This is a genomic window from Martelella mediterranea (genome assembly GCF_004342225.1).
GTDB lineage: Bacteria > Pseudomonadota > Alphaproteobacteria > Rhizobiales > Rhizobiaceae > Martelella > Martelella mediterranea_B.
Genome location: NZ_SMAR01000036.1, coordinates 20,872 through 38,760, shown reverse-complemented (window position 1 = coordinate 38,760; position 17,889 = coordinate 20,872). Strand labels below are relative to the sequence as shown.

General features: G+C 53.7%; 14 protein-coding genes. 10 read left to right on the top strand and 4 right to left on the bottom strand.

Annotated elements, in window-relative coordinates:
* Window positions 1–25: 25 nt before the first annotated feature.
* From EDC90_RS17265 to EDC90_RS17255, 3 genes are all read right to left on the bottom strand, one after another.
* Window positions 26–841, bottom strand: a complete 816-nt coding sequence (locus tag EDC90_RS17265; RefSeq protein ID WP_132313798.1) for a carbohydrate ABC transporter permease — start codon at window positions 839–841, stop codon at window positions 26–28.
* Between the two features lie 86 nt (window positions 842–927).
* Window positions 928–2,181 (bottom strand): ABC transporter substrate-binding protein, encoded by a 1,254-nt coding sequence (locus EDC90_RS17260; protein WP_132313797.1) that lies wholly within the window; start codon window positions 2,179–2,181, stop codon window positions 928–930.
* 129 nt (window positions 2,182–2,310) lie between these two features.
* Window positions 2,311–3,360: a LacI family DNA-binding transcriptional regulator gene (locus EDC90_RS17255; RefSeq protein ID WP_132313796.1), complete on the bottom strand. Its 1,050-nt coding sequence runs from the start codon at window positions 3,358–3,360 to the stop codon at window positions 2,311–2,313.
* A 305-nt stretch (window positions 3,361–3,665) separates the two neighbouring features.
* On the opposite strand from EDC90_RS17255, the gene EDC90_RS17250 reads away from it, so the two are divergent.
* Window positions 3,666–4,763, top strand: coding sequence for a linear amide C-N hydrolase (locus tag EDC90_RS17250; RefSeq protein WP_132313795.1), 1,098 nt, complete (start codon window positions 3,666–3,668; stop codon window positions 4,761–4,763).
* Window positions 4,764–4,830: 67 nt separating this feature from the next.
* Here the strand turns inward: EDC90_RS17250 and EDC90_RS17245 are convergent, their stop codons facing one another.
* Window positions 4,831–6,225 (bottom strand): glutamate decarboxylase, encoded by a 1,395-nt coding sequence (locus EDC90_RS17245; RefSeq protein ID WP_132313794.1) that lies wholly within the window; start codon window positions 6,223–6,225, stop codon window positions 4,831–4,833.
* A gap of 364 nt (window positions 6,226–6,589) precedes the next feature.
* On the opposite strand from EDC90_RS17245, the gene EDC90_RS17240 reads away from it, so the two are divergent.
* From EDC90_RS17240 to aspT, 9 genes are all read left to right on the top strand, one after another.
* Window positions 6,590–7,627, top strand: coding sequence for an alpha/beta hydrolase (locus tag EDC90_RS17240; protein WP_245511108.1), 1,038 nt, complete (start codon window positions 6,590–6,592; stop codon window positions 7,625–7,627).
* Window positions 7,628–7,774: 147 nt separating this feature from the next.
* The gene (locus EDC90_RS17235) at window positions 7,775–9,220 is read left to right on the top strand and encodes a metal-dependent hydrolase family protein (RefSeq protein WP_132313792.1); all 1,446 of its coding nucleotides are present in this window, start codon (window positions 7,775–7,777) and stop codon (window positions 9,218–9,220) included.
* Between the two features lie 11 nt (window positions 9,221–9,231).
* A complete protein-coding gene (locus EDC90_RS17230) occupies window positions 9,232–10,071 on the top strand; it encodes a DUF481 domain-containing protein (RefSeq protein ID WP_132313791.1) in 840 nt (279 codons plus the stop codon).
* Between the two features lie 133 nt (window positions 10,072–10,204).
* Window positions 10,205–10,504, top strand: coding sequence for a YtcA family lipoprotein (locus EDC90_RS17225; protein ID WP_245511107.1), 300 nt, complete (start codon window positions 10,205–10,207; stop codon window positions 10,502–10,504).
* A gap of 3 nt (window positions 10,505–10,507) precedes the next feature.
* A complete protein-coding gene (gene mdtN / locus EDC90_RS17220) occupies window positions 10,508–11,542 on the top strand; it encodes a multidrug transporter subunit MdtN (protein WP_132313790.1) in 1,035 nt (344 codons plus the stop codon).
* Window positions 11,526–13,379, top strand: coding sequence for an FUSC family protein (locus tag EDC90_RS17215; protein WP_132313789.1), 1,854 nt, complete (start codon window positions 11,526–11,528; stop codon window positions 13,377–13,379). Before mdtN ends, EDC90_RS17215 begins: the two co-directional genes overlap by 17 nt.
* Window positions 13,376–14,926, top strand: a complete 1,551-nt coding sequence (locus tag EDC90_RS17210) for a TolC family protein (protein WP_132313788.1) — start codon at window positions 13,376–13,378, stop codon at window positions 14,924–14,926. The genes EDC90_RS17215 and EDC90_RS17210 overlap by 4 nt, the downstream gene beginning before the upstream one ends.
* 62 nt (window positions 14,927–14,988) lie before the next feature.
* Window positions 14,989–16,095: a calcium:proton antiporter gene (locus tag EDC90_RS17205; RefSeq protein WP_132313787.1), complete on the top strand. Its 1,107-nt coding sequence runs from the start codon at window positions 14,989–14,991 to the stop codon at window positions 16,093–16,095.
* A gap of 54 nt (window positions 16,096–16,149) precedes the next feature.
* Window positions 16,150–17,838, top strand: a complete 1,689-nt coding sequence (aspT, locus tag EDC90_RS17200; protein WP_132313786.1) for an aspartate-alanine antiporter — start codon at window positions 16,150–16,152, stop codon at window positions 17,836–17,838.
* Window positions 17,839–17,889 lie beyond the last annotated feature (51 nt).

The window sequence follows — 17,889 nt, the reverse complement described above, 5'->3', positions numbered from 1 at the left end:
CATCAAAAACAAGCAGCATAATCAATCACACAAACCAGCCAGAGCCTCCAATGCTCAAGCCGCTCTGATGTCCCATTTTATATGACAACGGACAGATATAGAACTGATCGAAGGCGAGCATCGAGCCCGATACACACAGGATAAGCGCCAAAGCAAAAGGCTTACGGATCAGTGGCATCGTGATGTACCGGAAACGCTGAAGTGCTTTGGCACCGTCAATCCGCGCCGCCTCCTGATAGTCTGTCGGAATAGATTGCAGGCCACTCATCAAGATGACCATGAAAAAGCCAGCCATTTTCCAGACGACCATCACGATCACGGACCAGAATGCAGGGGTGAAGTTCGCCAGAATATTCACACGCCCCTCGGTCAGACCGAGATCTTGCGCCAGTGGCGAGAAAAGCCCTGTATCAACGTTGGAAAGCCAGACCCACAACAGCGCAGCCGAGGCAAAACCCGTGACAACCGGAAGGAAGTAAATGGTCCGGTACGCCGAGACAGCTCGCCCCTGCCCCTGCACAATCAATGCCAGTCCGAGTGCTATGCCCAGAAGGGCAATGGTCACGACAATCGTGTACTGGACAGTGAACCAGAGCGAAGACCAGAAGCTCTTGTCAAAAATCAGCCGTTCATAATTGTCGAGGCCGATGAAGCGCGGCAGTCCCATTAGCGGCCATTTGTGCAGAGACATCCACACAGTCATTCCGAGCGGTACGATGAAAAACACTGTGACAAGAGCCAGAGCGGGCAGAACATAAATCAGCCCTGTCCATTGCGACCTCCTGCGCTTTCGCTTTGTGGGTGGGATCACAGCCGCACCCGCCAATGTCCTGTCAGACATGGCTCATTCCTTTCGCATCCAAAATCCGGCAACGGCCGCCAGCCGAACGGCCGGCGGCACATCTCATGGGTTTTCAGCGGCTGCAATCAGCGCGATGAATCGATGATGGACTGCATTTCATTTTGCGCCTCATCAATCGCGTCCTGCACTTCCTCCGCGCTGTCTGCGTAGAAGGCCTTGTTCAGCATGGTCACCCAGGGACCGTTGCGAGAATTGATGAGATCGTTGAAAACCGGGCTATAAGGCGTGCGGCCTTTATCCATGGCGTCAGCAGCAATCATGTATCGGGCATCGAGCCCTTCCAGCGCCTGTTCCGCAACATCTCTGCGCACTGGAAGAGAACCGTTCTGCGCGAGGATTTTCTGCCCTTCGGCTGAATAGGCAAACTCGATGAATGCCTTGATCGCGGGCATTTTTTCTTCTTCTGTCTTCACCGAAACAACAATATTGTCGCCACCGGCAAAGGACGACCAGCCGCCATCCTCTCCCGGCAGATAGGTCACACCATATTCAAGGTCCGGGTACTGGTTATTAAGGGCGCCGATAGCGAATGATCCGGACGGTGTAATACCGATATTGCCACCCGCAAATGCAGCGAAGAAATTAGACCCCGCATCGGTCTGTGAGCCGGCAGGAACCAGCCCGTCTTTGACCATGCCGCGATAGAACTCGATTGCGGCTTTCATCTGCGGCGTATCGACAGTGGCTTTGGCGCCTTCATCCTCGAACAGATTTCCACCCGATGCCCAGATCAGAGGCGTAAAGGTGAAGATATTGCACCCGCCGCAATTTCCGGAGAAATAGAAACCATAGGTGTCATCGCCAATTGCCCCGACGGCAGCCGCATCCTCCCGGATTTCTTTCCATGTTGAAGGTCCTTTATCGGGATCCAGCCCCGCCTCTTCAAACAGGTTTTTGTTCCAGACAAGAACAGATGCATCGGCTGAGAACGGCATGCCATAAATCTTGCCATCATAGGTACCGACAGTCAGATGTGCTTTCGAAAGTTGATCGTAATACGGCAGTGATTTCGCAAACTCGGTCATATCCTTCAACTGACCGGCCTGTGCAAATGACGGCGTGTAGATCAGATCAAGTGAAAGCGCGTCCGGTTCGGATCCACCCGCAGCAGCAATCGCATATTTTTGAACCAGTTCGTTAACAGGAACGATCTGCAGCTCTGCCTTGTCCTTACCCTTTGCATTGAAAGCTTCCACCAGCGTTGGCATGAACTCCGAACCGTCTGAACGAACCCAGAGTGAGAAGGTTTCCGCCTGTGCCAAACCCGGAACTGCAAGTGCGAGTGCGGCAACGCCGCCAAGAAGTGTCTTCAGTCTCATCGTAAATTACCTCCCAATATACGATCTTCCGTTCTCATAAAGCAGAAGCGCAAACGTTTGCTCAACTGCGGTGAATCAACCTCTCAATCATGCTGTTACCTTCATGCAGAGAAGTTCTGACTGAGGCGCCTACCGTTCCGGTTGCGCGCCGCAGGATTGCCTTACTATGAGCTCACACGGTGTTTCGCGCACGCCCGGCGGGACCGATTTACCGTCAATCAGGTCAAGAAGCGCCATTCCGGCGTTTCGACCGAGGCTCGGCAGCCCCATATCCAAAGTTGTCAGCGGGGGACGCGTTGCCTTGGCAAACACCTCCCAGTTATCGAACCCGACGATCGCTATGTCGTGCGGCACCCGAATCCCCATCAAGGCGAAAGCGTCGATCGCACCGCGTGCAATCTGGTCATTGCCACAGAAGATGGCATCGGGCCGTTCCCCTGACTCAATCATGTGCCGGGCAGTTTCAAAGCCGTGCTGCTCTGTCCAGGCTGAGTAGATAGCCGGTCCGAATGGCTCCAAGCCGTCTTCAATCAATGCTTCACGCCAGCCATCGGCACGCAGCCTCGCCGATCTGAAATCGTGGGGTCCGGTAATATGTGCAATCTTCTCGCGTCCCAGTCCGAGAAGGTGACGTATTGCGGCTTTAGCAGCGTTTTTGTCATCCGGCACAAAACTGACTGCGCCTTCCGGCGCCGAAGCGTAAACATAGACCACAGGCATTCCGAGATCTGGCAGATCAACCGGAAGCCCGCGGTCAATACGCTTTCCGGTAATCACGAGACCGTCGACGCGCTTTTCTTCCATGGCGCGCAGATTAAGGCTCAGCCTTTCAGGCTCATATTCGCCTGTACTGAGAAACACCGATACGCCACGGTCAGCCATGGCAGAGGACAAGCCTGCCGCGACCGGCAGCGTAAACCGGCCATAGGGGTCATTTGTCAAAAGCCCGAGCGTGAAAGATCTTTGCTGGACAAGACCACGCGCAATTGAGCTTGGCCGATAATCAAGTTCAGAGGCCACCTGCTGCACACGCTCTCGCGTTTCATCCGACATCCGGCCTGTGCCATTAAGCGCACGGGAAGCTGTCGTGACACTAACCCCGGCCTGCGCCGCGACATCACGAATAGTACTGCGCTGATAAGCGCCGCCTGATTGCAGCTTCGCACCTCTATCCGCCAACCTGAACACCTCTCAAAAACGGAAAAACGCAATGAGCAAACGTTTGCTCATTTATGGTTTATCGTTTGCGCAAATCAATCGTGCCACAAATACCCTCGGTGTCAACATTCTTTTTGTGATAATTGAGGCACGTTTTAGAAAGCGAACCAGAGCACTGAAGAACGCTGCTTAGGCGCCGCATGATTAAGCCGGACGTTATTTTCAGACCAGTACGCGGGAGACCGAATTGGGGCTGGCCTTACGTGGTCATTCTGAAATAGGGTTTCGGCAAAACTTTCCGAGCAGAACTTTAGAACGAGGCCCCTATGTGCACATCGCTGCTTTTTAATGACCTTTCCGGATCGGTTTATGCCGGAAGAACGCTGGAACTTCCGGTGGAGCTGCCTTATCTGGCAGCATTCCTTCCCAAAGGAACGCCATTGGCCTCGAAGACAGAGGCGCATGCCCCGCTTTCCTTCACGGCACGGCATGACATCTTCGGAATCGTTGTGCCCAATGGAACAGTGGAAGATCTGAAGTTTGTCGAAGGTATCAATGACGCTGGCCTGAATTACAGCATTCTGGCGTTTGCCGACACACATGGCCCCGAAGACACGTTTGCAAAAGATGACGAAGTTTTGTCGGCAATCGACCTCGGCAGCTGGATGCTGTCTCAGTTCGCAACTGTTGCAGAAGTGAAAGACGGCCTGCAAAAGCAACCTGTTCTAGTCGAGGCGCTTGCAGCACTGGGCGGCACAGTGCCCCCCTTTCACTACACGGTTCATGACAGAAGCGGCGCGTCTCTCGTGATCGAGTTTTTCAACGGTGAGATGCACCTCTTCGATAATCCGACAGGTGTCATGACCAACAGTCCACGCTTTGACTGGCACATGACCAACCTAAACAACTATACGCACCTCTCGAATATCGACCACTCCAGCGCGACATTCCTCGGTCAGGATTTTATCCAGCCCGATTCCGGTATCGCCACCGTGACCCTGCCCAGCTCAGACACAGCCGTCGACCGTTTTGTGCGTGCTGTCTACTACGCACAGTTTTCAGAAAAGGTAGATGGACCCGACGCTGCAATTCGCCAGCTCGGGCATGTCATGAACAAATTCGACCGCCCGAAAGGCGCCTCGGTTTACTCCAGCGCCAAGGCCAGCGCCCTGACAAAATCAGCAACCAAAATGATGGGCAACGCGTCAGCTGAAAAGCCGGAATACATCACCGAGTACACCTCATGGATCACGCTGATTGACCTGCAGCGAAACACTCTGTTCCTCAGAACCTACAATAGCCTTGGCTATGTAAGGTTCGACCTTGCGGCACTAAAGGCCAACGCAAACGGCCCGAAAGTTGCACCACTCGAAGCCTTCAACCAGGCTGCAGACGACGCTGCAAATATCTTATATTCTCATTAAAGAAAGAGGGCCGGATAACAATGCGTTATCCGGCCTTCTTATTGCTGAACCAGAAGAAAAATATCGTCTAGTGATGGAAGCCGGATGCTTCGTCGCTCGTCAGTGGATTGACGATCGGGTGCGCCTTGAAATACTCAACCGCAGCCTTGATATCTTCGATGAGCAATGAACACATATCAATGCTGACACCATTTCTGACAAGAATGCGCTGGATCGCCTGATCCTGACAATTTGCAGGCAGCGTATAGGCTGGCACCTGCCAGCCACGGGCCCGCAGCCGATCAGCAAGATCAAAAAGCGTATAATTGGTTTTCAGCCCCTCCTTCAGCTTCCACGAAACGGCAGGAATGCCGCGTTTCATGTCACCGTCAAACATGACATCGACGAGGCCGGATTTTTCCAGCTCATCCGCGAGGTATTTGGCAGAGCGGTAGCAGGCCTCGTGCACCTTGCGGTATCCATCCCGCCCAAGACGGAGGAAGTTATAATACTGGCAGACCACCTGGCCACCCGGACGTGAGAAGTTGAGCGCGATATCGCGCATATTGCCGCCGAGATAATTAACCCAGAAGACCATCTGTTCTGGCAGGTCCTGCTCTTCACGCCACAAAACCCAGCCAACACCGAGTGGAGAAAGACCGAACTTGTGGCCGGACGCATTGATTGATTTCACTCGTGGTAAACGGAAATCCCACTCCAGCTCCGGCGCACAGAACGGCGCAAGAAATCCTCCACTGGCACCATCAACATGGATCGGAATATCCAGGCCGGTTCGGGCTTGAAGATCATCCAGCGCATCGGAAACAGCCTTAACCGGTTCGTATTCACCGGTGAACGTGACGCCAAGGGTTGGCACAACACCTATGGTGTTTTCATCGCACAGCTTCAGAACCTCTTCGGGCGTCATCAGCAGGCGGCCATTCTCCATCGGGATTTCCCGATGCTCGATATCCCAGTAACGGGTGAACTTATGCCAGCATATCTGCACTGGGCCTGTGATCAGGTTGGGTTTGTCCGTCGGCTTGCCGTCAGCTTTGCGCTTTGCTTCCCAGCGGCGCTTCATGGCAAGACCGCCCAGCATCGCTGCTTCAGATGAACCCGTCGTTGACGTGCCGGTCGCTGGACCTTCCGGAGCATTCCACAGGTCGGCCAGCATCCGCACGCAGCGCGCCTCGATTTCTGCGGTCTGGGGATACTCATCCTTATCGACCATGTTCTTATCGATGCACTCATCCATGAGGCGATGGACTTCAGGTTCTTCCCATGTCTGGCAGAAGGTTGCCAGATTCTGGCGGGCATTCCCGTCGAGAAGCAGTTCATCATGAATGGCGGCATAGGCGAGCCGCGGCGCCCGCTCATGGGCAGGAAACTCAGACTTTGGCAGTATCGATGCCAGGTCGGCAGCCCCATAAGTCTCGTCATTCGGATCGAAGCCAGGCTCCTCGGTGCGGTTGTCTGCCATTAGCATATCTCCCTTTAATGCAGGCGTCTAAAACTGGTATCGGCTCGTTTTAAGGTGGTCAAGACAACGATGTAAGTCTTCACTTTCAGACGATATTTCAACCGTAAGACCTACCACTTGATTTACCGCTGGCACGTCCGTAAAAATCAGATAGCTGGAGGCGCCTTAGCGTGATCCTTTCACTTTTTGACATCCCGGATGCCGATTGAGGGCTACAGTGACGCGCTTTTGCGAGCTTCGAATTTCAGGGTCCCGTTGCGCGGCACCACTTCTTTTGAGAAGTGACGCTGTCTTACGGGTATTCATGCTACTTTTAGCCCTCGTCGTCATTTCTGCATGTACGCCGCGCCCTGGTACGGAAGTCTTGTATCCGCAACAAAAAGCTTCGGCAAAAAGCCGCGTAGTCACCGTTTACGTCGCCACGACCCGCGAGGCCGCGGACAAGCCGGTCGAAGGCTTCACGGTAGAGCGAGAAGAAGAACTCAGTTATGCAGCCTTTGATATTTCAATTCCTCCAAATCACGAACCCGGAGAAATTGAATGGCCCTACTCGCGAAAGGTAAATCTGGACGAGCAGTTTGCCGTTTTAAAACATACAATTCTGACACAATCCGCATTCGAATCCATGGTTGCACGAGAGGCCCGAAAATCGAAAGATAGGCGCGCTGCGATTTTCGTTCATGGTTTCAATGTCAGCTTTCAGGAAGGCCTTTTCCGTATGGCACAACTGGCTGCGGATTCGAACGTATCCGGTGTACCGATCCTGTTTTCATGGCCGTCTCAGGCGCGTGTGCTAGACTATGCGACAGATAAGGAATCTGCGACCTTTTCCCGTGATGGTTTGACGGAGGTCCTGCAGGAGGTCACGGGCATATCAAGCGTTCGCTCAGTCATGCTGTTCGGTCATAGCATGGGCGGGTGGTTAAGCATGGAAGCCTTGCGTCAGCTCGCACTCACCGGCGACAGAAATGCTCTACGCAAGCTGAACGTCATTCTTGCCGCACCGGATATCGATGAAGATGTCTTCACCACACAGCTTGAGGCCATAGGGCCGCTGGATCCGCCAATTCTGGTTATGGTTTCCAGCGATGATCGTGCATTGCAGGCGTCCCGCTTCATTCAGGGAAACCGTCAACGCGCCGGACAACTCGATATTACAGATCCGGAAGTCATTGAGCAGGCACGGGAAATGAATGTCACGCTGCTCGATATTTCGTCTCTGTCTTCGAGTGACGCATTGAACCATAGCCGTTATGCAGCGCTTGCAGCCATCTATCCGGAACTGAACGACGATATGGTTCTTGGAAGCGGCATGAGAAGCGCCGGCGCCAAAACACTGGATGCAGTCGCACGCGCGGTTTCTGCTCCGTTCGCCCTCGCCGAGAACGCAATCGCCCCGTAAGAGCCTTGTCTGTTGGCTTCAGAATGTTCTGAATCAGATGAACATATTTCAGCAAGCTAATGAAAAGTTTCACGAAACCGTTTCTTGCATTCTTCAATGATGCGGATGAAACTCATAACTGACAAAGCCGACCAGCAGGAGTTTAACATGCGCGCAGGATCCAAGTATCAATACCTGCTCCACGGAGCGGGGTGCCCGTGTCACACACCGGAATTTGCCAGGCTCAATGCCAGGCTGACAGAAGGCTTCAGCCGCCGGAATATTCTGAAGGGCGTTGCAGCGACCATTGCTGCCAGCGCCCTTTCTGCTGCCCCCGCTTTGGCTGCAAGCAATGATGGCGCGATACTCTTTAAGAATGTGCGTATTTTCGATGGCCTTCAGAATACTCTGATTGAGGGTCGCAATATTCTGGTACGGGCGGGTCGGATCGAAGCGTTGATACCGGTCAGCGAACCGGTTGAAAATGTCGATGTGATCGATTGCGGCGGTCGCGTGCTCATGCCTGGCCTGATTGATTCACACTGGCACTCCCTGCTCTGCGCGATTTCCATGGAAGTCGCCATGACCGCGCAGGTGCCATATGTTCATCTGGTTGCAGCGCATGAAGCGCAGGCGACACTGATGCGCGGGTTCACGACAATCCGCGATGTCGGCGGACCTTCATTTGCTCTGAAGCGCGCGATCGACGGCGGCAAGGCAATCGGACCACGCATCTATCCTTCAGGCGCTATGATTTCCCAAACATCCGGGCATGGCGATTTCCGGATGGCTTATGAGATCCCCAATTCGAGCCAGACAAACCTTAGTCATGCCGAACAGGCCGGCATCTCGTCTATCGCCAATGGTGTTCCGGAAGTTTTGAACCGGGTACGTGAACAGCTGATGCTGGGTGCCAGCCAGATCAAAATTATGACCGGTGGCGGCGTATCATCGCTTTATGATCCGCTGAAAAGCCTGCAGTTCACCCCGGAAGAGATAAGAGCTGCAGTTCAGGCGGCAAAAGACTGGGGCACCTATGTCTGCACCCACGTATACACGGCAGAAGGCATCAAGCGGTCCATCCGGAATGGCGTTCAGTGCATTGAGCATGGCCAGCTTGCCGATGAAGAAGCCGTGCGCATGATGGTCGATACCGGGACATGGTGGAGCATCCAGCCATTTCTGGCGGATGAGGACGCGAACCCGAAAAGCTCGCCTCAGCAGCGAAAAGAACAGCGCGAAATTGCGGAAGGCACTGTGCGTTGCTTTGAGTGGGCCGACAAATACAACATCGAACGTCTTGTCTGGGGTACGGATATTCTCTTCAATCCAACAAAGACCAATACACAGGGACGTCAGCTCGCCAAGCTTGCTGAATGGTTTTCAAACGTCGATGTGCTGAAGCTTGCAACCAGCAGAAGCGGTGAACTGCTGGCAATGTCCGGCGAGCGCAATCCTTATGCAGGTCGTCTGGGTGTTATCGAAAAAGGAGCATTCGCAGATTTGCTCCTGATTGACGGCAATCCGCTCGAAGATATTTCACTGGTCGCCGATCCTGACAATATGGCTGTTATCATGAAAGACGGCCGCCTGTTCAAAAACACGCTGGCCTAGGATGTAACAGAATGGACCGTTTTCTGAAAACTACTTTTTGTTCAGCGATGCTGCTCATAAGTTCAACCTATATCGCGAAAGCGGCTGACCCGATCACGGAAACGCCTGAACGCAAAATGGTGACAGTTACAGCTGAAGAAACAGGCAACGACTGGCACTTTGTGCTTACGCCATACATCTGGGCAACGGGCCTCTCCGGTGACGTTTCGCCTTTCCGGCAGGCCCCGCGTGTGCATGTCGATCAATCATTTTCCGATATTCTTGAAAACCTCAACATCGCAGGTTTTGTGAATCTTTATGCCGGGAATGGGCAATACGGCATCTATGCTGACATGATGTATGTCAGCACCTCGGAAAGCGGCGGAACCGGCCCGGTTACCCTGCCCGGTCTCGGTTCTGTCCGAGGTGTTGATATCGGGGTCGACAGTGAGCTGTTCGCAGGCGCGCTCTTCGGTTCCTATCGCCTCGTGAACACTGACCAACTGACCGTTGATGCCCTCGCTGGTGTCCGTGCCTTTAATGTCTGGACAAAGGTTAAGGCAGCTATTCCATCGCAGGGCCTCTCCACCGAGGCAGAGAGCAATTTTGGCTGGATCGACCCCGCAGTGGGTGCTGACTTCAAATATCACGTAAATGATCGGTTCGACATTGTCGGTCAGGCTGACATTGGCGGGTTCTCAGCCGGATCAGACCTGACGTGGCAAGCCATGGCTGCTGTTAAATACCAGATGACACAGACATCGGCGCTCTCGTTTGGTTACAAATATATGTCTGTCAACTATGATGATGACGGGCACGTTTTCGACACCGAGTTTCAAGGGCCGATGCTTGGCGTAAGCTTCCGCTTCTGAAGACAGTCTGTGAGCCAAGGGCCTATGGAGGCATTCACTGTTTGGCATCATTGCGGTCAGGCTTGGTTGACATAACTGTTCGGTATGACAAAGAGTAGCGTCCGGAGCTTTAAGGGGAAGGCAGCCGATATTCATGATAAAAAAACAACGGGTGTGGGGCGTGCGCGTTATTACTCAGGTCAATGTTTTTGCAGCAATGCTGTTGCTGTCTTCTTGCGATACGGCTAGCCGCGGCACTGTCATCCCTTTTTTCGGGGCTTACTTTCCCTCATGGATTGCCTGCTCTCTGATCGGAATTTTCGGGGCCGTCATTCTGCGTCTTTTGTTCATAAAGGCCGGCATTGATGAGCTTCTTCCTTTGCGCGTTATTGTTTATCTGTTCACGGCGATAGCCATCGGGCTTGGTTCGTCTCTGCTCTTGTTTGGTCGGTAAATCATGTTGAGCCTTAAAGCCAAAGCCATCGCTCTGATCCCGATTATCGTAATCGGCGGTACCATCTGGCTGGGATGGGAGCATATTGCGCGCATGAACAGCGATATCCTTTCGCAGGACGCGACCCTGAAAGCGCCGATTACCGACATTTCCTCTACAGTCCCGGGTCGGATTTCGGAGATCCTTGTTTCGGAAAACGACAAGGTCGAAAAAGGTCAGCTCCTGTTCACGCTTGAAGACGAAGCTTATCGTCTGCAGGTCGTTCAGGCCGAAGGTGATCTCAAAGCGGCACAGGCCCTCTATGAAACGCAGAAGCGAAACATTGAGGCAGAATCGGCAAATGCGGAAATCGCTGTTCAACAAATTGAGCGGGCGCGGGTTAATCTCGAACTGGCAGAAGAAACGCTGGCGAGGCTGTTGCCGCTTCAGCCAAAGGGCTATGTCACCGATCAACAGGTTCAGGACGCTCGCACGGCAAAACGCGACGCCGAAGTCTCGCTTGAGCAGGCAATGCAGCAAAGCAAGGCTGCGGATGCGCTGGTGTCTTCGACCGCTGAAACTCAGGCTCTTATTCAAAGCAGACAAGCTGCCCTTGATCTCGCCCGGCGCAACCTTGAGAACACCAAAATCTACGCACCGCATGATGGACGTGTCGTTGGTCTCACGGTTTCCAGTGGGCAATTCGTTATCACAGGCCAGTCGGTATTTACTCTGGTGAACACCGGAAAATGGTATGCGGATGCACTCTATCGCGAATCTGAACTGAAGGAATTGCCGGTTGGCACCTGCGCAACGGTTTATGTCATGGCTGACCGTTCTGTTGAAATAAAGGGCAAAGTTCAGGGTATCGGCTGGGGTGTTTCGACTGAAGGTATGATCAACATTCCACGCGCTCTGCCCTATGTACCGAAAGAACTTGACTGGGTTCGCATTGCCCAGCGTTTCCCTGTCCGTATCGAGCTGATCGATCCCCCGGAAAACCTGATGCGTGTTGGCGCTTCAGCATCAACAGTGATCCGCCATGGCGACCACTGCTGAGGAAAGCGACCTGAGGCGGAAAACGCGTCACCTGATTGATGACCTGCGGCCGTTTAAAGGGCGACTTTACCTGTCGCTGTCGATTGGTGCGATCTGCGCAATTTCGACAGTCATCTCGATGATGTATCACTTTCCGGAAGCCGCGATCGGCTGTTATCTCGTGATTTTTCTGATGAAGAAGAACGCGGCCGAGAATGTGATGACAGGCATCGGCATCATTGTCGCTGTAAGTCTCGTGGTTTTTCTGCTGATCGGAATCATCAACCTCACGATTGATCATCCGCCGGCACAGATCGGTGCAATCATCGTCGCCTCCTTCATCTTTCTCTATATGGATTCCGCGACCAAGGCAGGCGAACAGGCGGGCATTGTCGCTCTGGTGATTTCTTTTGTACTGACGTTGCTCAGTGACATCCCTCTGGGTGAGATTGCCACGCGCGCGGTTCTTTATGCATGGGCCATGGTTTTTGTGCCAATGGCGACAATGGCGCTTTACAATCTGCTGTTCGGGTTAGCGCCGCAGAAGTTGCTGCGCTGGACAATCGTCGAGCGGCTGGAGCTGTCAGCGGCTCATCTGGAAACAATGAGTGCAGACATACGCGAGAAACTGATCGACGCTCTGGGTGAAGGCACTGCTGAGCAGGAGAAGCAGCTTCAGCTCATAAAACTCTTCAAGATACTTTATGGCAAAGCTTATGATTTTCTGGAACGCGGCCAATCCCATAGTTATCGTTTGATGCTCGCTGTCTCAGACCTGTCCACTGAAAGCGACCCGCAGGCGCGCGACCAACTGGCGGAGGCGTGCCGCACACTGGCCGCCGCAGTGGAAAATAAGAAGCCCTTGCCGGAATTTGATAGTCTGACTTTTTCCGCAGCCACTGCGGATCTGAAAACCGTCGGGATTTGCCTGGACAAATTCAGTCATGAGGAGCCGCTGGAACAGGGCGCGCCGGTCAATGATCCTTTCCTGGCACCAGATGCTTTTCAAAATCCAATCCACCTTCAGTTTGCACTTAAAACCACTCTGGCAGCGGTCACCTGCTTTTTCATATACACTTCGATTGATTGGCAGGGCATCCACACGGCAATGATTACCTGCTATGTCGCGGCGCTTGGAACAACCGGTGACACGGTTCACAAGCTTGTCTTGCGCATCACGGGCTGTCTGATCGGCGCGTTTTTCGGGCTTATCGCTATTCTGTTTGTCATTCCGCAGCTTGAATCCGTTGGCGGACTTGCGCTTCTGATCTTCGCTGTTGTTGCCTTGTCTGCCTGGGTCTCAACGGGCAATGAACGCATATCCTATGGCGGTGTTCAGATCGCACTCGCTTTTCTGCTGACAGTACTTCAGGGCTTTCAGCCGGGAACCAGCCTCAGCGACGCCAGTGACCGAATTATGGGGATTCTGCTCGGCAACGCCGTGGTTTACATCATATTCACGAATATATGGCCTGTTAGCGTAAGCTATGAAGTCAGCAGGCGGACCAGAGCCGCCGTAAGTAAACTTAAAACTCTGGCGGGAATGGCTTATGCAGAACGCAGTGCTTCGACATCGCTTGTTGCATCCGTGCAGACAGACCTCGGCATCATCAGGAATGCTGTGGAAATGGCTTCTTACGAGCCGCGATACATGCGACCGTCACATATACAGAGAAAGCAATACAGGCATGACGCGGAGAAACTGAACGGTCTGTCACTGGCATTGTACCTGCGAGACGATGTAGACAAGCAAACAATACGTGCCCTTGAAGCGTCTGAACCCGGGTTAGTATCTGTCGCCGGAGCTTCAGATCAGCCTGCATCAGATACAGAGCAGAAAACGGGAGACGACCTATGATATTCAAATGCCGGCCCCTTCCCGCCCTTCCTCTGAACAGGCCCTACTCGCAGGTTTTGCCAAACGCGATGAAGCACACGCTGGTGGCGTCTTCTCTCATGCTGACCCTCGGACTGGCAGGCTGCGCGTCAGATTCACTTACGCTTGCACCTTCATCTCCTGATAAGCCCTGGCTGCCTGGCGCTGATGGCAGCACAGAAAGCCTTCAGACCCGCGCCCGAAATGCCGGAGCACTGGCGCTTTCCGAACCGGTCGTCAACAAGAACAAAACCTACACGTTACCGGAACTGATTGACCTGGCGCAGCGCAGCAATCCAGAAACCAGAGCGGCTTGGGAGCAGGCACGACAGGCAGCCCTTGCAGTGGGAATGGCGGAAGCCACTTACCTGCCGATAATCACAGCCAATGTGATAGGTGGTACCAACAATAACAGCGCGGAGCTTCCTATACCGATCGGAGGCAATGCCTATTTCGACACGGATATTCAAGGCGTTGTTCCATTTGTCGCGTTGCAATGGCTCGCTTTCGATTTCGGCGGAAGAAGCGCGGTTGTAGAGGGTGCCAAAAATCTCTCACTGGCATCGAACTATCAGTTCAATGCGGTCCATCAGCACCTTATTTATGCAGTCACAAGTGCGTTTCATGACTATAACGCAGCGCGTGCCCATGCCCGCGCTTCAAGTCAGGCGCTGGCAAACAGCCGCACGGTCTATGATGCTGTTAAGGCACGGCGAGACCGCGGACTGGCAACATCTGTCGATCTGGCGCAGGCTGAACAGATCGTCGCTCAGGAGGAATTGCGGGTGGTTCAGTCTCGCGGCGCAGAACAGGATGCTTATCAGGCACTTCTGGGTGCTGTCGGCATCTCGCCGATGTCCAAGATCAAGATCGAAGACACACGCAATCGCGGTATCCCCTCCTCGGCAAACGTGCCCGTTAAAACGATGGTCGAAGTGGCCCTTGCGAACAGACCCGACGTTTTGGCCGGATACGCATCGCTTGAGGCCAGCCGCGAGGGAATCAAGAAAGCAAAATCTGACTTCATGCCCAAGATCGGCGTGTTTGGTACACTTTCCACCTACGAAACCCAGTTTAATGCAGGCGGGCTGCCATCGGTCGAAAATAACGGTCTCAATGGCAATATCATGTTTGGCGCTTCGATCCCGCTCTACGATTCGGGTTTGCGTGAGGCCAACCTCAAGGAAGCCCGGAGCCGTGTCGCGACTGCCGAGAAAAACTATGAACAGCTGAAAGACGTCGCTGCCCGGGAGATTGTGGTGGCATCCAATGCACTGACCTCAGCAATTCAGGCGAATGCTTCGGCCGTCAAACTCAGACAGGCGGCGTACAAAACCTATGATTCTGCTCTGGAGGCATATCAAAACGGCGTCGGGACAGTATCAGCACTGGCAACAGCGCAGAATGGGCTGCTGGATGCGCGACTGGCAGAAAGCGATGCACGCGAGGCCGCTTTCACCGCTGCTGCCAATCTTGCATTTGTGCTTGGTACGTCCACATCGCGAACTGTCCCCCCGGCTTCGCGCTGAGGTCATCGTAATACCTGTCCAACAGCTTTTGGAAAGACAGGGAACCGGAGAGAAGAGTCAGTATGCACGTTCACACAAAAATCCCTGTCTGGAGCTGGCTCCTGCCATTGCTGGCCGCAGGGTTCATTTCGCTCGAACTGATCGGTTTTCTGCACGACACATCGATCCTCTTTCTTGTACCTGCGGTTTTACTTTTAGGTGGCTCGGTCTTTGCGTCGGTTTTGCACGCAGAAATCCTTGGTGCACGTGTCGGAGAGCCGCTCGGCTCGATCATACTGGCAGGTTGTGTGACATTGCTGGAAGTCGCCCTGATAATCTCAATCATGTTTTCCGGGATGGAAGGCGGCGAAGAAGTCGCGCGCGATACGGTCTTCTCCGCCGTGATGATCGTTCTGAACGGAATTATTGGTCTGTGCCTGATCTTTGGCAGTCGTATCTATCACGAACAGACATTCAAGCTCGATGCAGCTTCTGCGGCACTTGCCGTTCTGGGAACACTCTCAGCGCTCGCATTCGTGCTGCCAAACTACGCAATTTCAGGCGCTGCCCGGCAATATTCCTGGGCGCAATTGCTGGTAATAAGTGTCTGCTGCCTGACACTCTACGGTGTATTCCTGTTTGTTCAGACGGTTCGCCACCGCAACCATTTTATCGATGAAGCGGATAACAGTGATGGCGAAGACTTTTTCGACAACGACCGTGAAAAGCCTGCAGGAAAAGTAACCCTTGCCAGCGCGGTATTGCTACCCATTTCGCTTTTCACCGTGATCCTTCTTGCAGAAACCTTGTCGCATCCGCTGGATCACGCCATTACGGCTCTGGGATTGCCGCAAACGCTTGTTGGTGTGGTGATCGCAGCACTTGTTTTGTTACCAGAAGGAATTTCATCGGTTCAGGCGGCGATGAAAAACCGTATTCAGCAGAGCATCAACCTCGTTCTGGGATCGGCGCTTGCCAGTATCGGTATGTCGATTCCTGTTGTCGCGTTCGTCTCGATCCTGCTCGGTCAGCAGCTGACACTCGGGCTAGAGCCGGAACAAACGGTCATGCTGCTTCTGACGCTGTTCGTCAGCACACTGACGCTTGGCACCGGCCGGACAACGGTTTTGCAAGGCGCTGTCCATCTTGTCATTTTCGCTGTTTTCGTTTTGCTGACCATTGTTCCCTAAAGCGTCAATGGCCGCAAACGCCCCCCTGAAATCCACAAACGGACCCGCACGATAATGCTGGACTGGCTTCTGAATACTTTAAAAGACAACGTTGAAATCCCACTATTTATGTCCCTTCTGATTGGCTATTCGCTCGGCAAGGTTCAGATTAAGGGAATTTCACTCGGCGATGTAACGGCCACACTGCTAGCCGCACTCGTTATCGGTCAGATCGGCATAACCGTTTCCTCCGATATAAAAACGATATTCTTCGTGATGTATCTGTTTGCTGTTGGCTATAGTGCTGGTCCGCAATTCGTCCGGGGAATATTCTCCGGCGGCCTGCAACAGGCCGCTTTTGCAGCGCTCGTGTGCGCTTTAAGTCTCGGGGCGGTCTACCTGGCCGTGAAAATCGCCGGCTATGACGTTGGCATCGCTGCCGGTCTTTATGCCGGTTCGACCACCACCTCATCGGCCATTGGTCTCTCCCAATCGGCCATTGCACAATCTGCACTTTCAGTCGCTGACAAAGCAAGGGCCAACCAGATTCTGCCTGCTGCCTTTTCGATCAGCTATGTTATCGGCACGTTTGGGGCCGTCATTGTGCTGGGCATTCTTGGCCCGAAGCTGTTGAAAATCGATCTTGCATCCGCGTGCCGCGAATACATTCGCCGCGTTGGCGGCGAAGCGGATAAAAGCGGACGCGGCACGGCCTGGCACCAATACGTCGCCCGTGCCTACCGGATCGACGAAGAGTCCTCTTTAAGTGGCCTCACGGTTGTCCAGGCTGAACACTTCTTCGATCATCACCGCCTGTTTCTTGCACGCATCCGCCGGAATGGAGCGATCATCGAAGCAACCACGTCCACTGTTCTTGAACCGGGTGATGTTATTGCACTGTCCGGCTCGCGAAGCATCTTGCTTGAGGTGGTCGGCAAAAGCCTGACAGAGGTCGATGACGCGGAGCTGCTTGGGGTTCAGGTCGAAGGATCAGACATCCTGATTACCGCGAAAAACGTCCATATGAAAACGCTTGCCGAGATAGCTGAACTTCCGGAAACCCGCGGGCTGTTTTTGACTGCGATCCGGCGTGGGGCCATGTCGGTTTCCATCCCCATCCTGCCCGATACAAAGCTCTATCGCGGCGATGTTGTAACGGTTGTCGGGCGTTCGGCTGATGTAGCGGCAGTGGCCAATCGCTTCGGATATCTGGATCGGGAGACCGACCGTGCGGATATCGCATTTATTGGTGCAGCAATCGCAATCGGTGCCCTGATTGGAGCCTTCTCTTTCAAGGTTGGATCCGTACCTCTCACACTCTCCACGGCGGGCGGTGTTCTGTTGGTTGGTCTGCTTTTCGGTTGGCTGCGTTCAGTGCGTCCGGCATTCGGGCGGGTCCCGCGCGCCACAACCTGGTTCATGAATTCCATCGGGCTGAACATGTTCATTGCGGTCGTGGGACTGAGCGCGGGTCCCAGTGTTCTGGCAGGACTGAAAGAGCTCGGGGTTGTTTTCGTTCTCTGGAGCATCCTTGCTGCTGCTTTGCCGATGCTGCTCTCAATATACATCGGGAAGTATCTCTTTCGCTTCGACGACGCGATCCTGTTTGGCTGCTGTGCGGGATCAAGAACAGCTGCTGCCGCTTTAAACATGATCACAGATAAGGCCGAAAGCCAGGTTCCGGCAATCGGCTATTCCGTGGCTTACGCAACATCCAGCACGATCCTCACACTGCTCGGTATCGTGATTGTCGTGATGACCTGAACAACAGGCACTTTCCGAATATTTCGCGCCCCCGGCAAGCACTCCCAGCCG

Bases quoted from the DNA above. Each gene is read 5' to 3' on its own strand.
- EDC90_RS17265 (WP_132313798.1), bottom strand. From the start codon at position 841: ATGTCTGACAGGACATTGGCGGGTGCGGCTGTGATCCCACCCACAAAG.
- EDC90_RS17230 (WP_132313791.1), top strand. From the start codon at position 9,232: ATGGACCGTTTTCTGAAAACTACTTTTTGTTCAGCGATGCTGCTCATA.
- EDC90_RS17205 (WP_132313787.1), top strand. From the start codon at position 14,989: ATGCACGTTCACACAAAAATCCCTGTCTGGAGCTGGCTCCTGCCATTG.
- aspT (WP_132313786.1), top strand. From the start codon at position 16,150: ATGCTGGACTGGCTTCTGAATACTTTAAAAGACAACGTTGAAATCCCA.
- EDC90_RS17210 (WP_132313788.1), top strand. From the start codon at position 13,376: ATGATATTCAAATGCCGGCCCCTTCCCGCCCTTCCTCTGAACAGGCCC.
- EDC90_RS17225 (WP_245511107.1), top strand. From the start codon at position 10,205: ATGATAAAAAAACAACGGGTGTGGGGCGTGCGCGTTATTACTCAGGTC.
- EDC90_RS17235 (WP_132313792.1), top strand. From the start codon at position 7,775: ATGCGCGCAGGATCCAAGTATCAATACCTGCTCCACGGAGCGGGGTGC.
- EDC90_RS17245 (WP_132313794.1), bottom strand. From the start codon at position 6,225: ATGGCAGACAACCGCACCGAGGAGCCTGGCTTCGATCCGAATGACGAG.
- EDC90_RS17260 (WP_132313797.1), bottom strand. From the start codon at position 2,181: ATGAGACTGAAGACACTTCTTGGCGGCGTTGCCGCACTCGCACTTGCA.
- mdtN (WP_132313790.1), top strand. From the start codon at position 10,508: ATGTTGAGCCTTAAAGCCAAAGCCATCGCTCTGATCCCGATTATCGTA.
- EDC90_RS17215 (WP_132313789.1), top strand. From the start codon at position 11,526: ATGGCGACCACTGCTGAGGAAAGCGACCTGAGGCGGAAAACGCGTCAC.
- EDC90_RS17250 (WP_132313795.1), top strand. From the start codon at position 3,666: ATGTGCACATCGCTGCTTTTTAATGACCTTTCCGGATCGGTTTATGCC.